This window comes from Gluconobacter sp. GP1 (assembly GCF_032913585.1).
In the GTDB taxonomy this organism is placed as follows: Bacteria; Pseudomonadota; Alphaproteobacteria; order Acetobacterales; family Acetobacteraceae; genus Gluconobacter; species Gluconobacter cerinus.
This window is the reverse complement of the sequence record NZ_JASGXC010000002.1, coordinates 374,552-391,658: the sequence shown is the minus strand read 5'-3', so window position 1 is coordinate 391,658 and position 17,107 is coordinate 374,552. Positions and strand designations below refer to the sequence as shown.

The following is a 17,107-nucleotide window of genomic DNA, read 5'->3' as shown; positions in this document are numbered from 1 at the left end:
GGGCGAGCACCTGCTCGCCCTTCATGACCCAACAGCCTGAAATTTTCAGTCCTTGATCAACGCGCTATCCCGGCAGTCCTTGGGAGCATTAACCGGGTTGCACCGGGCCACCGCCTGATTGGAAAACTGAACCTTGTAGTCATGCCAGGGCGCAGGCTCGATGGCCGGATAATCGGTGCTGATGATCTGCGCACCGCTCTTGAAGGACACTTCACGGCGGCTCAGGTCATTCTGGCGCGCCTCAATCGTGTTGGCATCCGCCCGCGTCCGCACGAGATAACCCTGCCGAACCAGCTCCGGGATTTTCCGGGCAGCCTCAGCATTATCAAAAGACGCGCCCTTCTGACCGGCGAAACCCTCATTGACCTCCGTATAAGCCGCATCCGGATCACCCGGTCGACCATTGGTGAACAGAACGCGCCCCTTCAAACCCGGATGGTCCAATACATAACGGGCCGTATCCTGAGGGCGATCCAGCACAAAGATGATCTTGCCACGCGCAGACGCCAGTGTCGGCCAGCCTTTCGTGCGGATCGCTTCATTGACCGAGGCTGACGTCCCCCGAACATCGTCAGGAACTAGAAGATGATCACGGCCAATAATATCCGTGATTTCCTTGTCCAGACGATCATAGGTTGCAGGCGTAAACGTCTCGGGAACCGTAAAAGTCATCTTGTCACTTTTGAATGGGATGTCCTGCTTCGTTTCGACATCAATGAACACCGGGAAATGCCCCGGATGCTCATCAGACCACGTCCGGATGATCTGAAGGCATTTGCTGAAAGGTTCGCAGTTCGAGTGCTGGTCAATGTCCACAATATGCATGACCTTGAAATCGGTACCCTGCATGGCTGCGGCGGATGCCGGATCAGCATCGGGGGTAATCCCGCTTTTACGCTCCCACTCCGGCCCCTTTGGATGGCTGTATTGGCCGCCCTGAGTATCAGCATAAATATCAATTTCGAGCTGGCGAACGCCACCATCAAGCTGCCGGTCCAGTGTCGTGTGCTTGTAATCCAACGCTTCTGCAGCTTTTGGGGAAACAGCCTGAAGCCATTTCAGCGTCGCGGGGGAAAGATCCGTTCTGTAACTATTATGGGTTCCAATGATCTGAACCTGATTCAGATGTAAATCCTTGGGGATTTCCTGCGCCAAGGCCGATGATGAAAGACCAAAGAAAGAAAAGACCAGTCCATACGTGAAGCGGTTCATGTGATGTCATCCATTTCTCAGAAGCGACGGGATGACAGATCACTACAAGACATATGACAACCGTAATGTTTTGAACGTTTTATGATGATGACTTATTTATTTCATTTCATGTTCATAAAAACATCCTTTGAAATGATCCGGAAGCGCCCGTAGTTCCACCCATGCCTCCTTCCGGGAGGTGGCCCCAGGCCAAACGTGCCGTGTGATGGAATAACAATGCCTTCCTACAAGAGACGTTCTTTTTATCTGCTCTGCGCCTCCGCACTCGTTCCAGCATTAATCTGCAGCACCGGTACGGCACATGCCCGCGTCCATCACACCGGCAAAACCCAGACAAAACAGACTCCTGTCGCTCCCGCTCCAAAAGCCGCAAGAAGAGTTCCACACGATCTGGAAGGCCACTCAGCTGAGAGCATGAGCATTCGCGCCAGCCGCCGGGCACTGGGCGGCGGAATGATGGTACATCATACGGAAGCCAAAACCATCAGCACCGTCACACAGGACTATATTTCCAAACAGGCCCCAACCGTTACGCCCGGCGTTCTGGCCTCAAGTCTTCCCGGCGTGCAGGCCACCAACGAAGGGCCGCTCAGCACGACGGCAGAAACCATCCATATCCGCGGCCTGGATCAGACCCAGATCGGCATGGTGTATGAAGGCATTCCCCTCGCCGACCCGTTCACTTACGGCGCCTATACGTCCGCTATGGTCGATAACGAGAACCTGGGGTCCGTCTCTGTCAGCCAGGGCTCATCAGACCTCACGGCCCCCGTTTACAACGCTGACGGCGCACAGATGACACTGTCCCTGCGACACCCTGCAGACAAGATGACAGCCTATGCGGAAGCCTCCGGCGGCACGCATAGCACGAACAAAGAATTCGTCCGGTTTGATACAGGTGAAATCGGGCATAGTGGCGTCCGGGCCTTCGCATCCGGCTCCTATTCCAGCGCCAATCTCTGGCGCGGCCCTGGCCAGATGGATCGCTGGCATGTGGATGCCGCCATCGAAAAGCGATGGGCCCCCAAAAGCAGTTCCGAGCTGATTTTCGGATACAACAAAGCCAACCAGACGGAATGGCTCTACCCGACGCTGGCGCAGTGGAACACCTCCGGCACCGGCTACAACACGCACGCAACATATACGAAGGGCGACACGCTCTATTACAAGCTCAACACCAAGGCGACGAATGCCGTGGTCGGTGCACTCAAAAACCATTTCGACTTCGGACATGGCCTGACGCTTGACGCTGAACCCTATGCCATCGAGACGTTCGGCCCCAACAACTACGGCGTCAATATTCCAGCATCCAACGGCTATGTCGGCACCCAGCAGTATTCATCCCTGAACGGATATGAAGGCCAGACAGGGAATGTCACGGCCATCAGTATTCACCCATGGGTCCAGACATCCAGCGGCATTAACCTTGTTGGTGCCTGGCATCGTGGTTTCAATACGCTGAAACTCTCCTACTGGTATTCTTATGCGGTCCATACCGAGTACCAGAACCATTATCCGGTCAATGCATCCGGCCAGTACACCGAGAATAACGGGTACCTGACGGCCTTCAACAACGTGTCCGTCAGCCAGTACAACATCAATGGCTTCCAGCAGTTGAACGCCATCGGTCTGGAAGATCAGGTCAAACTCTTCCATGACCGCCTGACCATCGACGCGGGCCTGCGTGCCAACATGATCTCCCGCAGCTTCAGTCAGGATCTGCCGGGGGCCAATTTCAAATCCGTGGAGAACATGTTTGTTCCCATCCCACAGGTCCTGATCAGCTACCAGTTTGATCAAAAAAACCAGATCTACGTGAACGGCACGACCGGTTATCGCGCACCGTCTTCCTTCCAGGCGCAGGTTCCGGTCTATAGCTTCACAAGCGCAAATAGAGCTTCACTTCCGCTGACAAATTTCCAGCCGGAATACATGATCGGCGAGGAAATCGGATACCGCCATTCGGGCGATATCATGTTCAACGTGGCGCTGTTCAATTACAACCTGACGCATCACCAGATCACCAGCGTCTCGTATCTTCCCAACTCCACCATCATGATCAGCCAGCCGATCGATGCGGGTGGCGAGAGCGCACAGGGCGTGCAGGCTGAAATTTCAACGCGCCCCTGGCACCATATCAGCGCTTATGCCTCCGGCCAGTTCATGCATACGCGTGTTGGCAACAACATCGCCTATCAGGGTGACTATCTGCGCACGAAGGGGAAGCAGGAAGTCGCATCCCCGAAATTCACCGGCGCTCTGGGCCTGACCTATGACGACGGCACCAACTTCGCGAACTTCAACCTGCGCTACACAGACTCACAGTACGCAACGCTGATGAATGACCAGTCCATTCCGTCCTACATCACGTCCGATATTTCGCTGGGTCGCTACCTTCCGAAAATCGGTCGGGTTCGCCCAAAAGCCATGCTGAGCCTCATGAATGTCGGGGACAGTCACTATCTGGCGCAGGTCAACGGCTTCTCCGGCAACGCCACCACAGCACGCGGCGTCTATGGAAAGACCCTCTCCGCGTCTCAGCCGACCTACAGCGTTGGCACCGGCTTCGCTGCGGTTGTCTCCGTCTCTGGCACGTTTGAATAAAACCCATACCGGGATCTGAACGCTCCCGGACAAACAAAAAAAGCGGTACAGCCTCTTTGGCCGTACCGCTTTTTTATTGGGAGTTGCTTCTACTCAGCGCAGGGCAGCAATCGCCGTAATTTCCACCCGCCAGTCCGGATCGGCCAGCTTGGCCTCAACCGTGGCACGAGCGGGCTTATGGCCCGTATCCAGCCACACATCCCAAGCCTTGTTCATGTTCCCGATCTCGTTGATGTCTGTCAGGAAGATCTGAACTGACAGGATACGCGTCTTGTCCGTACCCAGATCCGCCAGAAGCACGTCAATCTGGTGCAGGATATCAGCCGTCTGGCCTTCAGTATCCAGCGTGGCATCATCCGCGACCTGACCGGCGAGATAAGCCAAGCCGTTATGGGTCACGACGCCAGCAAGACGATTTTCTTCAAGATGGCGGGTAATGTCGGGATTAGTGCTCACGCCGGAACCTTCACTGAAGAAGAGTAGGAATCAATTCGTGTTCGAGGATCGCGTCCATAGCGCTTTCCTCATCCTCAGCAACTGCCATCGGTGTGCCGTCAGCAGCGTGAATCGCCACCATCAGCTCGCCGTCATGCAGCACTGATTTGACATAGGCCAGCTGGGACATGCCCAGCGTCCGGAGCTGCGGCCCCGTGATCCGCCTCAGATCTGCGGGGAGCACATCTTCCTGCCCATCACTGTTTTCGAACGGGTTGTTCAATTCATAATCCTTACTGACACCTGAGGGCCTTTTCAGCCGCAGTCAGGTTGAAACATTCATACTGTCGATACGTGACTTACTCGTCGTCGAGTTCCCGCACAGGCCGGGTGCGCCGGGCCGTCTTGACCACAGGCGGAACAACTTCGTGCTGAACCGTCTGCGGGCTCCCGCCAGTGCGCCGTCCCTGCGTGATAGCAATCCGTTTGACACGGACTTCAGGCTCCGGACGTAGAAGATCGATATGAAGCAGGCCATTATCAAGCCATGCCCCGCCAATCTCTATACCCTCAGCCAGAACAAACGCCTTATGAAACTGACGTGCAGCAATACCACGATGCAGGAAGATCCGTCCCTGGCTGTCATCCGTCTGACGTCCACGGATCACCAGCTGGTTGTCTTCCTGCGTGATCTGAAGGTCATCCATCACGAACCCGGCTACAGCCAGGGTAATCCGGAGCGCCGTCTGACTCAGCTGTTCGATGTTGTAGGGCGGGTAACCGTCTGACGTAGACTTGGAGGCACGCTCGAGCATCTGCTCGAGATGATCGAAACCAAGGAACATCGGGGATGTAAACAAGCGACCGGACATAGGGCTAGAGCCTCCTCCATGAGCGAGACAGCGGGAACCAGACCCTCCATGAGGCATCTGACGTGACCCTAAGATATGGTGGAGCAGGCTTTCTATGCAAGTTCTGCCTCGGGAAATGCTTGCTCGGGACTGGCATAAACAGCCGTCGCTCGCTACATCGCAAGGCATGAGCGAATTCGATTTCCTGTCCGGCATCGACGCGGTGCCGCCGACCCCGATCCTGATTGCCCCTGCGCCCGTGCTGCGTCAGGTCACCCGTGACGTCCGCGCAGAGGACATGGCGTTCCTGCGTGAGCAGCTTCCAGGCATGTTTTCCGCCATGTACAAGGCTCCCGGCATTGGCCTCGCGGCCCCGCAGGTTGGTCTTGATATGCGCTTCGCCCTCGTGGACGTCGCTGAAGAAGATGCCCCGCGCGAGCCCATGGTTCTCATCAATCCGGAGATCGTCACGGATTCCGAACAGATGGCCGTGCGGGAAGAAGGCTGCCTCTCGCTGCCGAACCAGTATGCGGAAGTCATCCGTCCCGAATCGATTCGCGTGCGTTACCGCGACCTCGCGGGTGAGATCATCGAGCGTGATGCTGATGGCCTGCTGGCGACATGCATCCAGCATGAAATGGATCATCTGGAGGGTATCCTGTTCGTGGATCACCTCTCCACACTCAAGCGCAACATGATCATGCGCCGTCTGGCCAAAGAGCAGAAGCTGAGAAGGCGTTAATCTCTGATGCGTCTGATCTTCATGGGTACGCCGGATTTCGCGGTTCCGGCCCTGCATGCCCTCATGGCTGCAGGACACGAAATCGTTGCCGTTTATACACAGCCCCCTCGTCCGGCAGGACGTGGCAAGGCCGTACGGCGCTCCCCTGTCCATGAAGCCGCCGAAGCGGCAGGCATTGAAGTGCGTACCCCTGCCCGCGTTCGCCGGGACGCAGCAGAGCATGAAGCGTTTGCGGCTCTCGATGCAGACGCCGCAGTGGTTGCTGCTTACGGGTTGATCCTGCCGAAAGCCATGCTGGATGCCCCGCGTCTGGGATGCCTGAATATTCACGCCAGCCTGCTTCCCCGCTGGCGCGGAGCTTCGCCTATCCAGTCCTCAATCGTGGCCGGAGATACCAAAAGCGGCGTTTCCATCATGCAGATGGACGAGGGTCTCGATACGGGCGCGGTCCTGCTGGAAGAAGCCACGCCGATCAGTCTTTCAGACACCGCCAGCACGCTCCACGATCGTCTGGCAGAAATTGGCGGCAGGCTGATTGTTCGAGCACTGAGTGAGCAGCCTCAGCCTGTGCCACAGCCTGAAGAGGGCGTGACATACGCACATATGTTGAAGCGCGAAGACGGACGTATCGACTGGTCACGGTCCTGCGAGGACATTGACCGCCAAATTCGGGGGCTGACACCATGGCCCGGCGCATTCACGATGCTAAACGGTGTCGTCCTCAAAATCGGCGCAGCTACCCCACGCCCCGAAATTGCAGGACCTGTTGCCGGTAGCGCACTGGATGATGCTCTGACCATTGCCTGCGGCACCGGCGCACTGCGCATTGACCGTATCCAGAAACCCGGACGCAGCATGATGGACGCTGCAGATTTCGTACGCGGACAAGCAATTCCGGCAGGCACATGCTTTGACTGAAATGAATATCTCCCGCTGGGCGTTACGTCTCGAATATGACGGGACGGGCTTTGTGGGGTGGCAGAAACAGCAAGACGGCGTCTCCATCCAGAGCCTCATTGAGGCGGCAGCGTCTCGGCTTGTTGGAAATCGTCCGGTCTCCAGCATCACCGCAGGCCGTACCGATGCCGGTGTCCATGCCTCCGGAATGGTCATTCACATCGATTTTCCGGGCGACGCCAAGATCAATGGGCGCCAGATCCGCGATGGCATGGGTTACTACCTCAAGCCTCACAGGGTTGTAGTTCTGGAGGCCGCACAGGTCAGCCTGGACTGGAGCGCACGTTTCTCCGCCATCTGGCGCAGCTACCAGTTCAAAATCCTGAACCGCCAGGCACGCCCCGCCTTGCAGGAGACACACGTCTGGCACGTCAAGCGCGTTCTGGATGTAGACCTGATGCAGGAAGGCGCGAATTACCTTCTGGGCTCGCACGACTTCACGTCATTCAGGGCGATCGCCTGTCAGGCCCGAAGTGCTGTCCGCACCCTTGATGTTCTGACCATTCACCGGGAAGGCGAATTGGTCATCGTGAATACGAAAGCCCGCTCCTTCCTGCACCATCAGGTCCGGAATATGGTGGGCTCTCTGGTCATGGTGGGCTCTCGCCAGTGGCCACCGGAAAAGATGCGCGAAGTGTTGGAAGCCCGGAACCGCTGCGCTGCGGGACCGACTTCTCCACCGGATGGCCTTTGCCTCACAGGCGTCGGCTATCCGGAAGATCCGTTCGCCTAAGCTCCGAACAGATCAGCTATCGCATTGTAATGCGGTGGGACCAGCAAAAGCAGGCCGATCAGGACAAACACGCTCACCGTCTGCAATACGGTCATAATGGCGGCCTGCCATACCGTCATGACAAGCCCAACCCGCGTGACGTACCAGGTTAGCCACAGGCTATAGAACCATACACCCACCGCAACACCGGCCAGCGCAGCAGAAGACGAGGCAGCAGCGGGCATCATGATCCTCATGATGCCTTCGGCCATGATCATCATGATAACTGGTAGCCACGCGCACCAGAGCGAAGCCGTCGCATAGCGGGTCCACAAGCCTTTCCGGCCTACGAATACGGCATAACGTTCCGAGACGATAAGCTGAAGCAACGGGCAAACCAGTTGAACCAGTGCGCGTATGGCCTGCAATTCCCGCTGATCGGCAGGCAACAGGAAGACACTCACCAGTTCGATCAGGGTTATGGCGATGGTAGGCGCCAGAGCCGCCATCAGCGGCTGAACCCCGGGGGAAAAACAGTTGATCCCCACTGCACGTCCGCGCCCCAGCAGCCAAACGCCCAGTGGGATACTCATTCCTCCAAGCGGGGGAATACCGGTTGGACGGTCTGGGGTCACAGGCCAAATCTTTCCATGAACGTCAGATAGATCTGCGTCAGATCTTCAAGGGTCGAGACGTCAACATGCTCGTCCCGCTTATGCATTGTCGCCCCAACAAGACCAAACTCTGCTACGGCACAGTACTGCGAAATAAAGCGCGCATCAGACGTTCCTCCGCCCGTATCGAGTTTTGGCTGCCGCCCTGTCACATCCTGAACAGCCCGCTCAAGACATTGAACTGCTGGACCCGGCTGCGTCAGAAACGCCTCCCCGCTGATGGAAACCGTCACGTCACTGTCAGGGGCATGCCGGGACACAACTTCACGGATCCACTCAGTCAGGGCCGCACCCGTGTGACAGTCATTAAACCGGATGTTCAGGCGTGCTGCGGCCTCAGCAGGAATGACGTTCGTCGCAGGGTTGCCTACGTCAACGCTAGTGACCTGCAATGAAGACGGGGAGAACCACTTCGTCCCCTCATCAAGACAGCGTCCAGTCAATTCACTGAGCGCTGGAAGAAGGCGATGGATGGGGTTATCGGCCAGATGCGGATAGGCAACGTGTCCCTGAACGCCCCGAACCACAATGTCCGCGTTCATGCTGCCCCGGCGACCAATCTTGATGGTATCCCCCAGAGCCGAAGGATTTGTGGGTTCTCCGAGCAGGCAGAAATCAGGCACATCATTTCGAGCCGCCAGCCATTCAATGACAGGCTTCGTACCGAAATGAGCCGGGCCTTCTTCATCACCTGTAATGAGCAGGGAGATTGACCCCTTGAGGGTATTGTTCTGAAGAAAACGCGCGATGGCTGCCACCGAGCAGGCAACGCCACCTTTCATGTCCGCGATCCCGCGGCCATACAGTCGCCCATCCTGAATTTGCGCTGCGAAAGGATCGTGTGCCCACCCTTCACCGGGGGGAACAACATCCGTATGGCCCGCAAAGCAGAGAGACGGACGCCCAGTACCAATTTTAGCGTAAAAATTCGGCGTCGGAGCCTCCGCTGGCCCGAACGGCAAATGGACCACTTCAAACCCCATCCCTTCCAGCACAGACGCCAGAAGAGCCTGTGCTCCGTCATCGGCTGGTGTGACGGACTGACAGCGGATCAGATCCTGCGCGAGAGCAACAGGATCAGTCGGAAAAGATGGGGACTGCATGACTTTAGTCGCGCAACAGTTCGTTGATGGACGTCTTGGAGCGGGTACGCTCGTCAACGCGCTTGACGATCACAGCACATGCGAGGGACGGCTGACCTGGCTCCTTCGGGGGTAGCGTACCTGGGATAACCACGGAATAGGCCGGCACACGCCCCATGAAGATTTCACCCGTCGCACGGTCCACAATCTTCGTGGAGGCACCGATAAACACGCCCATGGACAGGACGGAGCCCTTCTCCACGATCACGCCTTCAGCAACTTCCGAACGGGCACCGATGAAACAGTCATCTTCAATGATGACGGGAGCAGCCTGAAGCGGCTCAAGAACGCCACCGATGCCTGCACCGCCGCTGATATGGCAGTTCTTGCCAATCTGGGCGCAGGAACCAACCGTTGCCCAGGTGTCGACCATCGTGCCGCTATCTACGCGGGCACCCACGTTCACGAAGCTCGGCATCAGAACAACATTCGGCGCAATGAACGCGGAGCGACGAACAATGGCACCTGGAACGGCACGGAAACCGGCTTCAGCAAACCGGAACTGATCCCAGCCTTCAAACTTCAGCGGAACCTTATCAAAAGCAGGCTGACCGCCACATCCACCCACCATCACGCGGCTGTCGTACAGGCGGAATGAGAGCAGAACAGCCTTCTTAAGCCATTCATGGACAACCCAGCCATCTTCGCTCGGCTCGGCAACACGCAGCGTACCAGCGTCCAGCCCTTTGAGAGCGGTTTCGACGACCTCGCGGTCCTCTCCCTCAGTCTGGGCGTTCAGAGTAGCGCGACGCTCCCAAAGAGCGTCAATAGCGGTGCGGAGCGTATCGTGAGGCATCAGGACCAATCCGGAAAAGGAGCAGAAAACCGCCGGACCATGCGGTCCCCGATCCCGGCTGTCAACGGCTCTTTCCCTGTGAGCAACATCCAGACCAACGTTAAGGCTTTGTTTACCTTTTGATCCTATGAAAAATCCAAGCCCTTTCGCTTCTGGAAAAGATCCGGAATGCTCAAGGCGCCAGACCGTGTTCTCACATCGATTCACGACGCAGTACATCTCTCGCTTCAACGATGCGGCACGTTCAGCCGCAAAATCATGGATCCTTTGCGGCAATGCATGACATTGGCCTGAAAAGCCCGCCCCTTCCGGTGACCGAGCCGACCTCCCCTCAAAGCTTTCAGCTTTTGCGAGAGAGTCTGGCCTGTATGCGCAGCGCCATTCTGCCGCGACTAGGCATCGCAGCGGCTCTCTCCAAAGTACAGGAAGCACTTGGGGCTGAGTGCTTGCTCTTCAGCTCATTCACAGCCTCGGATCATAGTCTGATTTTGCATCAATCCGCCCCAATTCCCGACGGGTTTCAGGGTGAACTGCAACAGTATGATTTTTTGCTCAATCAAGACGTCATTCAGTTTTCCTCAGCGGCCCGTCACGCGCTGTTGGTGTGCGAGGCCATCAGAAGCCAGGCACCTCTCGGCCTTCTGTGCTGGAAAGAAACACCGTGGTCAGCGGAAGAGATCGAATTTATCCGTACTCTTCTGGCCTTCATTGCGACGTTGCAAGATTTGGAAGGGTTGCACAGGAACGTCCTGAAGGGCGCTCACTATGACCTCTCGTCCAACCTTTTGAACTGGGAAGGTCTGAAGCAGGAAATGGAGCGACGCATTCCGCGTCTGGATCGTGATTGCCTCGCGGCGACCCTCATGATCGCGCATGTTCCCGGCCTGAGCGAAATAACCCAAACACATGGGTTTCAGGCAGGAGAAGAAGCGCTCACGCAATGCGTTGCCTTACTCCGCAAAGCCGTACGCCCAACCGATGCTCTTGCCCGGCTGAGTGGCAACATGTTTGCGCTTTGGCTGGACGGAGGGGATCGCTTTGCTATGGCTGAACGTGCCGAACGGATGACGGCGCATGGCATCCCGATCCTGATTAATCCGCCAGTGCATCTCCCGTTACACATCGGACTGATGTGCCGCGAAGCAAATGATCCGGAAAATACGGCAGACAATCTTCTGGAAAGAGCCAGTCAGGCTCTCCAGACCGGAGAAGAAGAGCAAAAAAAATGGCGCTTCTCACACGAAGCGCCATAAGCCACATCAGGCTTTAATGAGAGTTCCTGGACCTGCTCGGGTAAAGAGTTCCAGAAGACAGGTGTGGGGCACGCGACCGTCGAGAATAACCGCAGCCTTGGCACCGCTCTGAACAGCGTCCAGACAGGTCTCAACTTTCGGGATCATGCCGCCGGAAATCGTGCCATCCTTGATGAGATTGCGCGCTTCTTCTGCGCTCAGCTCTTCAATCAGCTTACCGTCACGGTCCAGCACGCCCGGAACGTCTGTCAGCATCAGCAGTCGTGATGCATGAACTGCACCGGCAATCGCGCCTGCTGCCGTGTCGGCATTGATATTGTAGGTCTCCCCATTCTCGCCAGCACCCACAGGCGCAATCACGGGGATAAGACCTGAGCCAAGCAGAGCATAAAGAACGCGCGGATCAATTTTCTCAGGCTGCCCTACGAAACCGAGATCAATGACGCTCTCGATCTGGCTGTCCGGATCGCGGCGTGTGCGGGTGACTTTACGGGCCTGGATGAGACTTCCATCCTTGCCCGAAATTCCAACAGCCATGGCGCCAGCACGGTTTATAAGCTGGGCAACCTGCTTGTTCACACTCCCGGCCAGAACCATCTCGATCACATCGACCATGGCACTATCGGTAACGCGCAGACCATCCACAAACTCTGAGCGGATATTGAGACGATCCAGCATGGAGCTGATCTGAGGACCACCACCATGCACAACGATCGGATTGATCCCGACCAGTTTCAGCAGGGCAATGTCATATCCGAAAGCACTGGCGAGTTTGCCCTCACCCATCGCATGACCGCCATACTTTACGACGATCGTGTCACCGGCATAACGACGCAGGTAGGGCAGCGCGCTTGCAAGAATAGCAGCCTGCTGCTGGGCATCATCCATATTCACCGCCGGGGGAATCTCCGGCAGCTTTTCACTGTGGGTCTTTTTACTCATGGCCGGACATCTCCTTCCCCTGACGTCTGAACAGGATCTGCGAAACGGGCAATCTCCGCCCGGAGATCTTCAATCCCTTCCCCGGTCTGGCTGCTGGTGCAGACGATCCGTGGATAGGCCGCAGCCTGCTTGAGAGCAATCGCTTCAACTTCCGCGATCTTGGCTTTCAGTGCAGTCGGCCGCACCTGATCGCACTTGGTGAGCACAATCTGGAATACCACAGCCGCACGCCCCAGCAGATCCATGACGTCCCTGTCGGACTGCTTGATCTCAATCCGCGCATCCAGAAGCAGAATGACGCGGGCCAGCGTTGTCCGTCCACGGAGATAGGCGAACATCATGTTCTGCCAGTCTTCCTTGACCGATTTTGCAGCCTTCGCGAAACCGTAACCGGGCATATCCACAAGAGAAATGCGGTCCGCAAGATTGAAGAAGTTGAGTTGCTTGGTGCGCCCCGGCTCCGAAGATGCTCTCGCCAGCGCACGACGCCCGGTCAGGGCGTTGATGATGCTGGACTTGCCAACATTAGAACGCCCGGCAAAAGCAACTTCCGGCCGACCGACCGGCGGAAGCTGGTCGATCTTCTGTGAACCAAAAAAGAACTCGCACTCCCCTGCGAAGAGCAGGCGACCGTCTTCGATCTGTTCAGGGGTAGGAGGGCCAGCGGCTTCTTTCATGGTGTCTCAGCGTCCACTTTTAGTAACAGGAACCGGCAGCTTGGCACGGCTCTGAATGAAGGACTGCTGGGCGAATGTCAGCAGGTTATTCCACGTATAGTAAACCAGAAGGCTGGCCGGGAAGTTGGACATCACGAACACATAGACCAGCGGCATAAACTGCATGATGCGGGCCTGAGCCGGGTCCATGCTGACCATTGTCTGGCGCTGGAGCAGCCAGAAAGTCACGCCCAGTGCGGCTCCCCAGATGCTGACGTGCAGGAAGGAGAAATACACAGTCGGGTCGAAGGGGATCAGACCAAACAGGTTAAAGATGTTCGTCGGATCTGGGACGGACAGATCGTGAATCCAGCCGAAGAACGGGGCATGACGCTCGTCAATGCTGATGTTCAGCATCTTGTAGAGACAGAAGAAGATCGGAGCCTGGATCAGAACAGGAAGGCACCCACTGGCAGGGCTAACACCCTCTTCGCGGTAGAGCGCCATGACCTTCTGGTTCATCACCATTGGGTCGTCCTTGTTCTTCTCACGGATCTCCTTGATCTTCGGGGCCAGCAGACGCATGCGCGCTGAAGATCCTGCCGCCTTGGATGCCAGCGGGAAGAGCACAATCTTGACGATCAGCGTCAGCGCCATCAGCGCCAGACCGAAATTGCCCAGATGCAGATACAGCCAGTGCAGCAGATACAGGATCGGACGCGTCAGGAAACTGAACCAGCCAAAGTCGATGGCTTTATCGAGATCTGTAATGTGTAGGTTGCTGCTGTAAGCCTGCAGAAGGCTTGGCACCTTTGCACCAGCAAAAAGATGGCTTGTCTGCGTAACAGTGCCATTCGGCATGATCTGCTGCGGAGCCTGAGACACGAAGCCGATACGATAGGACCCTGCATTTTCCGGAACGTAAGCAAAGCTTGCCGTCACAGAAGACGTGGAGTCAGGTGCAACCGCCGTCAGCCAGTACTTGTCGCTGATACCGCCCCAGCCACCGGTGCCACCCTTGGCCCAGAACGTATGGTCGGGATGCTCAGCACCCTTGCGAACGTTTTTGTAGGTCTCGTCGTTCAGGCGACCGTCCATGACGGCGATAGGGCCTTCATGTGCCGTCCAGAAACCTTCCGGAGCCTGATAGTCACGCTGCACACGCTGGAACGGAAGCAGTGCAACAGGCTGGGAGGAATGATTCTCCACCGACTGCACAGCCGAGAACATATAATGCTCATCAACTGAAAGGTGGATCGAGAAGATCAGACCTTCGCCGTTATCCCATGTCAGCGTGACCGGGTGGCCAGGAGAGAGTGCCTCGTCCGCACTGGTCCAGACAGTGTTCAAATCCGGCACCTTCGCATTGGACCCCGGAGCGTTGCTCCAGCCAATTACGAAGAAGTTCGGATGCTCGCTGCCGGGCTTGTCCAGCAGACGGACAAGCGGGCTGTCCTTTGCAAGAGTGGCACGGTACTTCGTCAGCACCGCATCATCCAGAAGCGCACCCTTGAGGTTAAGGGAGCCCTGCACGTCGTCGCTGGTAATCGCAATGCGACGAGCGACCACTTCCGGTTCAGGCGACGCCTGAGCCGGACCAGCAACAGCCGGAGTGGACGGAGACTGTGTCGCAGTGGTCTGCGTCACAGCCGGATGACTGTCCGGACGGGGTTTCGGCATAAAATAGTCGAAACCGATCAGGATGAGGGCCGAGAGGATAATGGCCGCAATGATGCGCTTGATTTCCATCGGGCTGATGCCGGTCTTTCGTCTCTAACGGAGGAATGCTGAGCCTCAAGTGGCCGAAAACCGTTACCAAAACAATAGGCGCACGCGTTTTTAATGCCGATGAGCCTCGGGCGGGAGGTCACATCCCCCTTTTGACCAGGGGTGACAGCGGAGGATTCTCTTCAATGCCAGCCAGCCGCCCCGAACAGGCCCATGCCCCTTGATCGCCATGATGGCATAGGTGCTGCACCCGGGTTCAAAACGACAGTTTCGACCCAGATAGGGACTGATGAAGAGCTTGTAAGCGTCAATCAACGCAAGCAGGAAGACGGTGACAGCCTTATTGAAAAGGCGTGTCATTTTTCCAGGCCTTTGCGGAGCGCTTTACGAAGATCATCCTGAAGAAGGGGAAATTCTCGTCGGCGCGTACCATCGCGGCCGATCAGGACAAAGTCTCCCGAAGGAAGACCGTCCTCACGCGCTACAAGACGCAGCGCCTCACGGAGGCGGCGTTTTGTGCGGTTACGAATGACAGAGTTTCCAACCTTTTTCGTGACGGTAAAGCCGACACGGCTATCAGGCTGGCTATCATCCTGCAGCATCTGCACAACCATTCCCGGGGTAGCGACTTTACGCCCCTTCCCGGCAACACGCAGAAACTGCGGCCGCTTTTTCAGGCGGCCAGCTGTGTGGTTCCGGCTCAGGCGGAGAGCTTCGAGCGGCCCTTGGTGCGACGGTTTGCCAGCACGCGGCGGCCACCGACTGTAGCACTACGTGCACGGAAACCGTGACGACGCTTACGAACCAGCTTGGAGGGTTGATACGTGCGCTTCATGACATCGATCCTTTAAAACCATGCAGACGCCTCTCTGGACATCCGCGTCGATCGGGCGCACGAAACGCCCGGTGAATGAGACCCGGGCTTGTACTCACCCGACCCTCCCCTGTCAATGCTACACCCTCAGGAACTTAAGGATATGAGCCAGAATCCCGCTCTACCACCGTCATCAACTGACGACTCCAAGGCATTTCGACATGATCTGCGAAATGCCCTGTCCCCGGCAATGCTGTGTGCGGACATCCTGACATCCCATTCAGACGAATCCGTCAGAAAACATGCAGGAACAATTGTCGAGGCGCTGGAAAAAGCACTGCGCCTCCTGAAGAAACCTACTTCTTCTCAATAAGCTCGATCTTATAGCCGTCTGGATCTTCCACGAAGGCAATGATGATCGTGCCGAACTTCAGTGGCCCGGCTTCACGGGTCACTTTGCCGCCGCCGATCCGAACAGCCTCTACAAGCGCAGCCACATCCGGCACGCCAATCGCAAAATGGCCGAATCCCGTGCCAACGTCGTAATCCGTTTCCTGATCCCAGTTATAGGTCAGCTCAATTTCAGCCTGTCCGTTCTCATTATCAGCGAATCCAATGAAAACGAGTGTGTAACGGCCTTCACGAACTTCCTTGCGGCGCAGTTCTTTCATGCCAAGAAGGCTGTAGAACGCCAGACTGCGATCAATGTCTCGAATACGAACCATCGTGTGCAGAAATGTGCTCATTTTTCTTCTTTCAGATCTTCGCTTGTCAGCCCGTAAAGGAATAGCCCGTATCGGTCAGCCAAGGCGACGCAGCGGTCAGGGTCTGTCAACAACGTGACACCAGGCTGAAACGCGACGCCCCGCAATCCGTTCCGGGCCGCATTTTCCAGCGTCTCAGGACCTATTGTCGGCATATCTGCCCTCAGGTCCTGTCCGCTTTTAGGCATTTTGATAAGAACGCCGCCACTGCCAGCCTGCATCAGTTTGCCGCAGCGTCCCAGCATGGCATCCGTACCCTCAAGAGCTTCGACAGCCAGAACCAGACCGCTCTGAACGACACACCCCTGCCCGATATCCAGCGCAGCCATGGCCCGCAGCACCTGAACACCACGCGCTATGTCCTGACGCGCCTGTTCGTCCGGCACAACGCGACCAAGCGTCCCGCTCTTACCGGTAGCATGATCAAGGAATTCATGGGCGCCACGAACAATGAACCCTTCTTCCCCGAGCACGCGCACAACTGCTCCGAGAAGCCCGTCGTCACCAAGGAAGATTGCGCGTCCCAGACGCGCAAGAACACGCGCTCCTTCCGCATCAGGGCGAAGGTCACGCCATGCAGGGCGCCGAACCGGTCCGATCAGAACCAGCTCCCGGCATCCATGCTTTTTAAGGGCTGCCAGGATTTCTCCTACAGCAGCAAGGCGGATGATTTCATGTGGATAAGGTGCCAGACGGGCCATGTCCGCGAAATCACGAAAGCCGACCACAAAAACCGACTTCCCCTTCTCCAGGGCAGCCGCAGCGACCTTTGCAGGCAAGGGGCCTGCCCCGGCCAGAATACCGACGCAACCTGCCCCCATCATG

21 protein-coding genes are annotated in these 17,107 nt (G+C 56.9%); 6 read left to right on the top strand and 15 right to left on the bottom strand.

The genetic code is table 11. The features are described from left to right. Nucleotides 1-45: 45 nt before the first annotated feature. Nucleotides 46-1,212, bottom strand: a complete 1,167-nt coding sequence (locus tag R5H23_RS06415; RefSeq protein ID WP_317214848.1) for a phosphatidylinositol-specific phospholipase C1-like protein — start codon at nucleotides 1,210-1,212, stop codon at nucleotides 46-48. Between the two features lie 216 nt (nucleotides 1,213-1,428). Between R5H23_RS06415 and R5H23_RS06410 the strand changes: the two genes are divergently transcribed. Next, nucleotides 1,429-3,816, top strand: coding sequence for a TonB-dependent receptor (locus R5H23_RS06410; RefSeq protein WP_317214847.1), 2,388 nt, complete (start codon nucleotides 1,429-1,431; stop codon nucleotides 3,814-3,816). A 93-nt stretch (nucleotides 3,817-3,909) separates the two neighbouring features. Here R5H23_RS06410 and R5H23_RS06405 read toward each other — a convergent pair whose 3' ends face one another. From R5H23_RS06405 to R5H23_RS06395, 3 genes are all read right to left on the bottom strand, one after another. Beyond that, nucleotides 3,910-4,272 (bottom strand): RidA family protein, encoded by a 363-nt coding sequence (locus R5H23_RS06405; RefSeq protein ID WP_086634472.1) that lies wholly within the window; start codon nucleotides 4,270-4,272, stop codon nucleotides 3,910-3,912. Between the two features lie 10 nt (nucleotides 4,273-4,282). Further along, entirely contained in the window at nucleotides 4,283-4,534 is a 252-nt protein-coding gene (locus R5H23_RS06400) for a DUF1150 family protein (protein ID WP_046899765.1), read from the bottom strand. Nucleotides 4,535-4,610: 76 nt separating this feature from the next. Further along, complete coding sequence (locus R5H23_RS06395; protein WP_046899766.1) at nucleotides 4,611-5,123, bottom strand: Hsp20 family protein; 513 nt, start codon at nucleotides 5,121-5,123, stop codon at nucleotides 4,611-4,613. Nucleotides 5,124-5,289: 166 nt separating this feature from the next. Between R5H23_RS06395 and def the strand changes: the two genes are divergently transcribed. From def to truA, 3 genes are read left to right on the top strand one after another with little or no spacing between them, the layout of a single operon-like run. Next, complete coding sequence (gene def, locus R5H23_RS06390) at nucleotides 5,290-5,844, top strand: peptide deformylase (RefSeq protein ID WP_046899880.1); 555 nt, start codon at nucleotides 5,290-5,292, stop codon at nucleotides 5,842-5,844. Nucleotides 5,845-5,850: 6 nt separating this feature from the next. Then, nucleotides 5,851-6,762, top strand: coding sequence for a methionyl-tRNA formyltransferase (gene fmt, locus R5H23_RS06385; protein ID WP_317214846.1), 912 nt, complete (start codon nucleotides 5,851-5,853; stop codon nucleotides 6,760-6,762). A gap of 1 nt (nucleotide 6,763) precedes the next feature. After that, nucleotides 6,764-7,534: a tRNA pseudouridine(38-40) synthase TruA gene (gene truA, locus R5H23_RS06380; protein WP_317215080.1), complete on the top strand. Its 771-nt coding sequence runs from the start codon at nucleotides 6,764-6,766 to the stop codon at nucleotides 7,532-7,534. Here the strand turns inward: truA and R5H23_RS06375 are convergent. The 3 genes from R5H23_RS06375 to dapD are packed head-to-tail and all read right to left on the bottom strand — an operon-like array spanning nucleotide 7,531 to nucleotide 10,125. Beyond that, nucleotides 7,531-8,106, bottom strand: coding sequence for a hypothetical protein (locus R5H23_RS06375; RefSeq protein ID WP_317214845.1), 576 nt, complete (start codon nucleotides 8,104-8,106; stop codon nucleotides 7,531-7,533). The two genes, truA and R5H23_RS06375, sit on opposite strands and share 4 nt — an antisense overlap. Nucleotides 8,107-8,144: 38 nt before the next feature. After that, on the bottom strand, nucleotides 8,145-9,290 hold the full coding sequence (dapE, locus tag R5H23_RS06370; RefSeq protein ID WP_317214844.1) for a succinyl-diaminopimelate desuccinylase: 1,146 nt from the start codon (nucleotides 9,288-9,290) through the stop codon (nucleotides 8,145-8,147). A 4-nt stretch (nucleotides 9,291-9,294) separates the two neighbouring features. After that, nucleotides 9,295-10,125: a 2,3,4,5-tetrahydropyridine-2,6-dicarboxylate N-succinyltransferase gene (gene dapD / locus R5H23_RS06365; RefSeq protein ID WP_099211095.1), complete on the bottom strand. Its 831-nt coding sequence runs from the start codon at nucleotides 10,123-10,125 to the stop codon at nucleotides 9,295-9,297. 275 nt (nucleotides 10,126-10,400) lie between these two features. Between dapD and R5H23_RS06360 the strand changes: the two genes are divergently transcribed. Then, nucleotides 10,401-11,378 (top strand): diguanylate cyclase domain-containing protein, encoded by a 978-nt coding sequence (locus R5H23_RS06360; RefSeq protein ID WP_317214843.1) that lies wholly within the window; start codon nucleotides 10,401-10,403, stop codon nucleotides 11,376-11,378. A gap of 6 nt (nucleotides 11,379-11,384) precedes the next feature. Here the strand turns inward: R5H23_RS06360 and argB are convergent, their stop codons facing one another. The 6 genes from argB to rpmH all read right to left on the bottom strand — a co-directional run bounded on the left by argB (nucleotide 11,385) and on the right by rpmH (nucleotide 15,539). Further along, nucleotides 11,385-12,320: an acetylglutamate kinase gene (argB, locus tag R5H23_RS06355; RefSeq protein WP_211500010.1), complete on the bottom strand. Its 936-nt coding sequence runs from the start codon at nucleotides 12,318-12,320 to the stop codon at nucleotides 11,385-11,387. Then, nucleotides 12,317-12,997, bottom strand: coding sequence for a ribosome biogenesis GTP-binding protein YihA/YsxC (yihA, locus tag R5H23_RS06350; RefSeq protein WP_086634465.1), 681 nt, complete (start codon nucleotides 12,995-12,997; stop codon nucleotides 12,317-12,319). Before yihA ends, argB begins: the two co-directional genes overlap by 4 nt. A 6-nt stretch (nucleotides 12,998-13,003) precedes the next feature. Beyond that, nucleotides 13,004-14,725, bottom strand: a complete 1,722-nt coding sequence (gene yidC / locus R5H23_RS06345; protein WP_099210558.1) for a membrane protein insertase YidC — start codon at nucleotides 14,723-14,725, stop codon at nucleotides 13,004-13,006. Between the two features lie 90 nt (nucleotides 14,726-14,815). After that, complete coding sequence (gene yidD / locus R5H23_RS06340; protein WP_086634463.1) at nucleotides 14,816-15,064, bottom strand: membrane protein insertion efficiency factor YidD; 249 nt, start codon at nucleotides 15,062-15,064, stop codon at nucleotides 14,816-14,818. Further along, nucleotides 15,061-15,408 (bottom strand): ribonuclease P protein component, encoded by a 348-nt coding sequence (gene rnpA, locus R5H23_RS06335; RefSeq protein ID WP_046899775.1) that lies wholly within the window; start codon nucleotides 15,406-15,408, stop codon nucleotides 15,061-15,063. Before rnpA ends, yidD begins: the two co-directional genes overlap by 4 nt. Beyond that, nucleotides 15,405-15,539: a 50S ribosomal protein L34 gene (rpmH, locus tag R5H23_RS06330; RefSeq protein ID WP_010501271.1), complete on the bottom strand. Its 135-nt coding sequence runs from the start codon at nucleotides 15,537-15,539 to the stop codon at nucleotides 15,405-15,407. Before rpmH ends, rnpA begins: the two co-directional genes overlap by 4 nt. 142 nt (nucleotides 15,540-15,681) lie before the next feature. Between rpmH and R5H23_RS06325 the strand changes: the two genes are divergently transcribed. Further along, nucleotides 15,682-15,891 (top strand): hypothetical protein, encoded by a 210-nt coding sequence (locus tag R5H23_RS06325; protein ID WP_232309105.1) that lies wholly within the window; start codon nucleotides 15,682-15,684, stop codon nucleotides 15,889-15,891. Here the strand turns inward: R5H23_RS06325 and gloA are convergent. Together gloA and R5H23_RS06315 are read right to left on the bottom strand one after the other, a co-directional pair. Next, nucleotides 15,875-16,264 (bottom strand): lactoylglutathione lyase, encoded by a 390-nt coding sequence (gloA, locus tag R5H23_RS06320; protein WP_046899777.1) that lies wholly within the window; start codon nucleotides 16,262-16,264, stop codon nucleotides 15,875-15,877. The two genes, R5H23_RS06325 and gloA, sit on opposite strands and share 17 nt — an antisense overlap. Then, entirely contained in the window at nucleotides 16,261-17,106 is an 846-nt protein-coding gene (locus R5H23_RS06315) for an LpxI family protein (RefSeq protein ID WP_211497801.1), read from the bottom strand. Before R5H23_RS06315 ends, gloA begins: the two co-directional genes overlap by 4 nt. Nucleotide 17,107 lies beyond the last annotated feature (1 nt).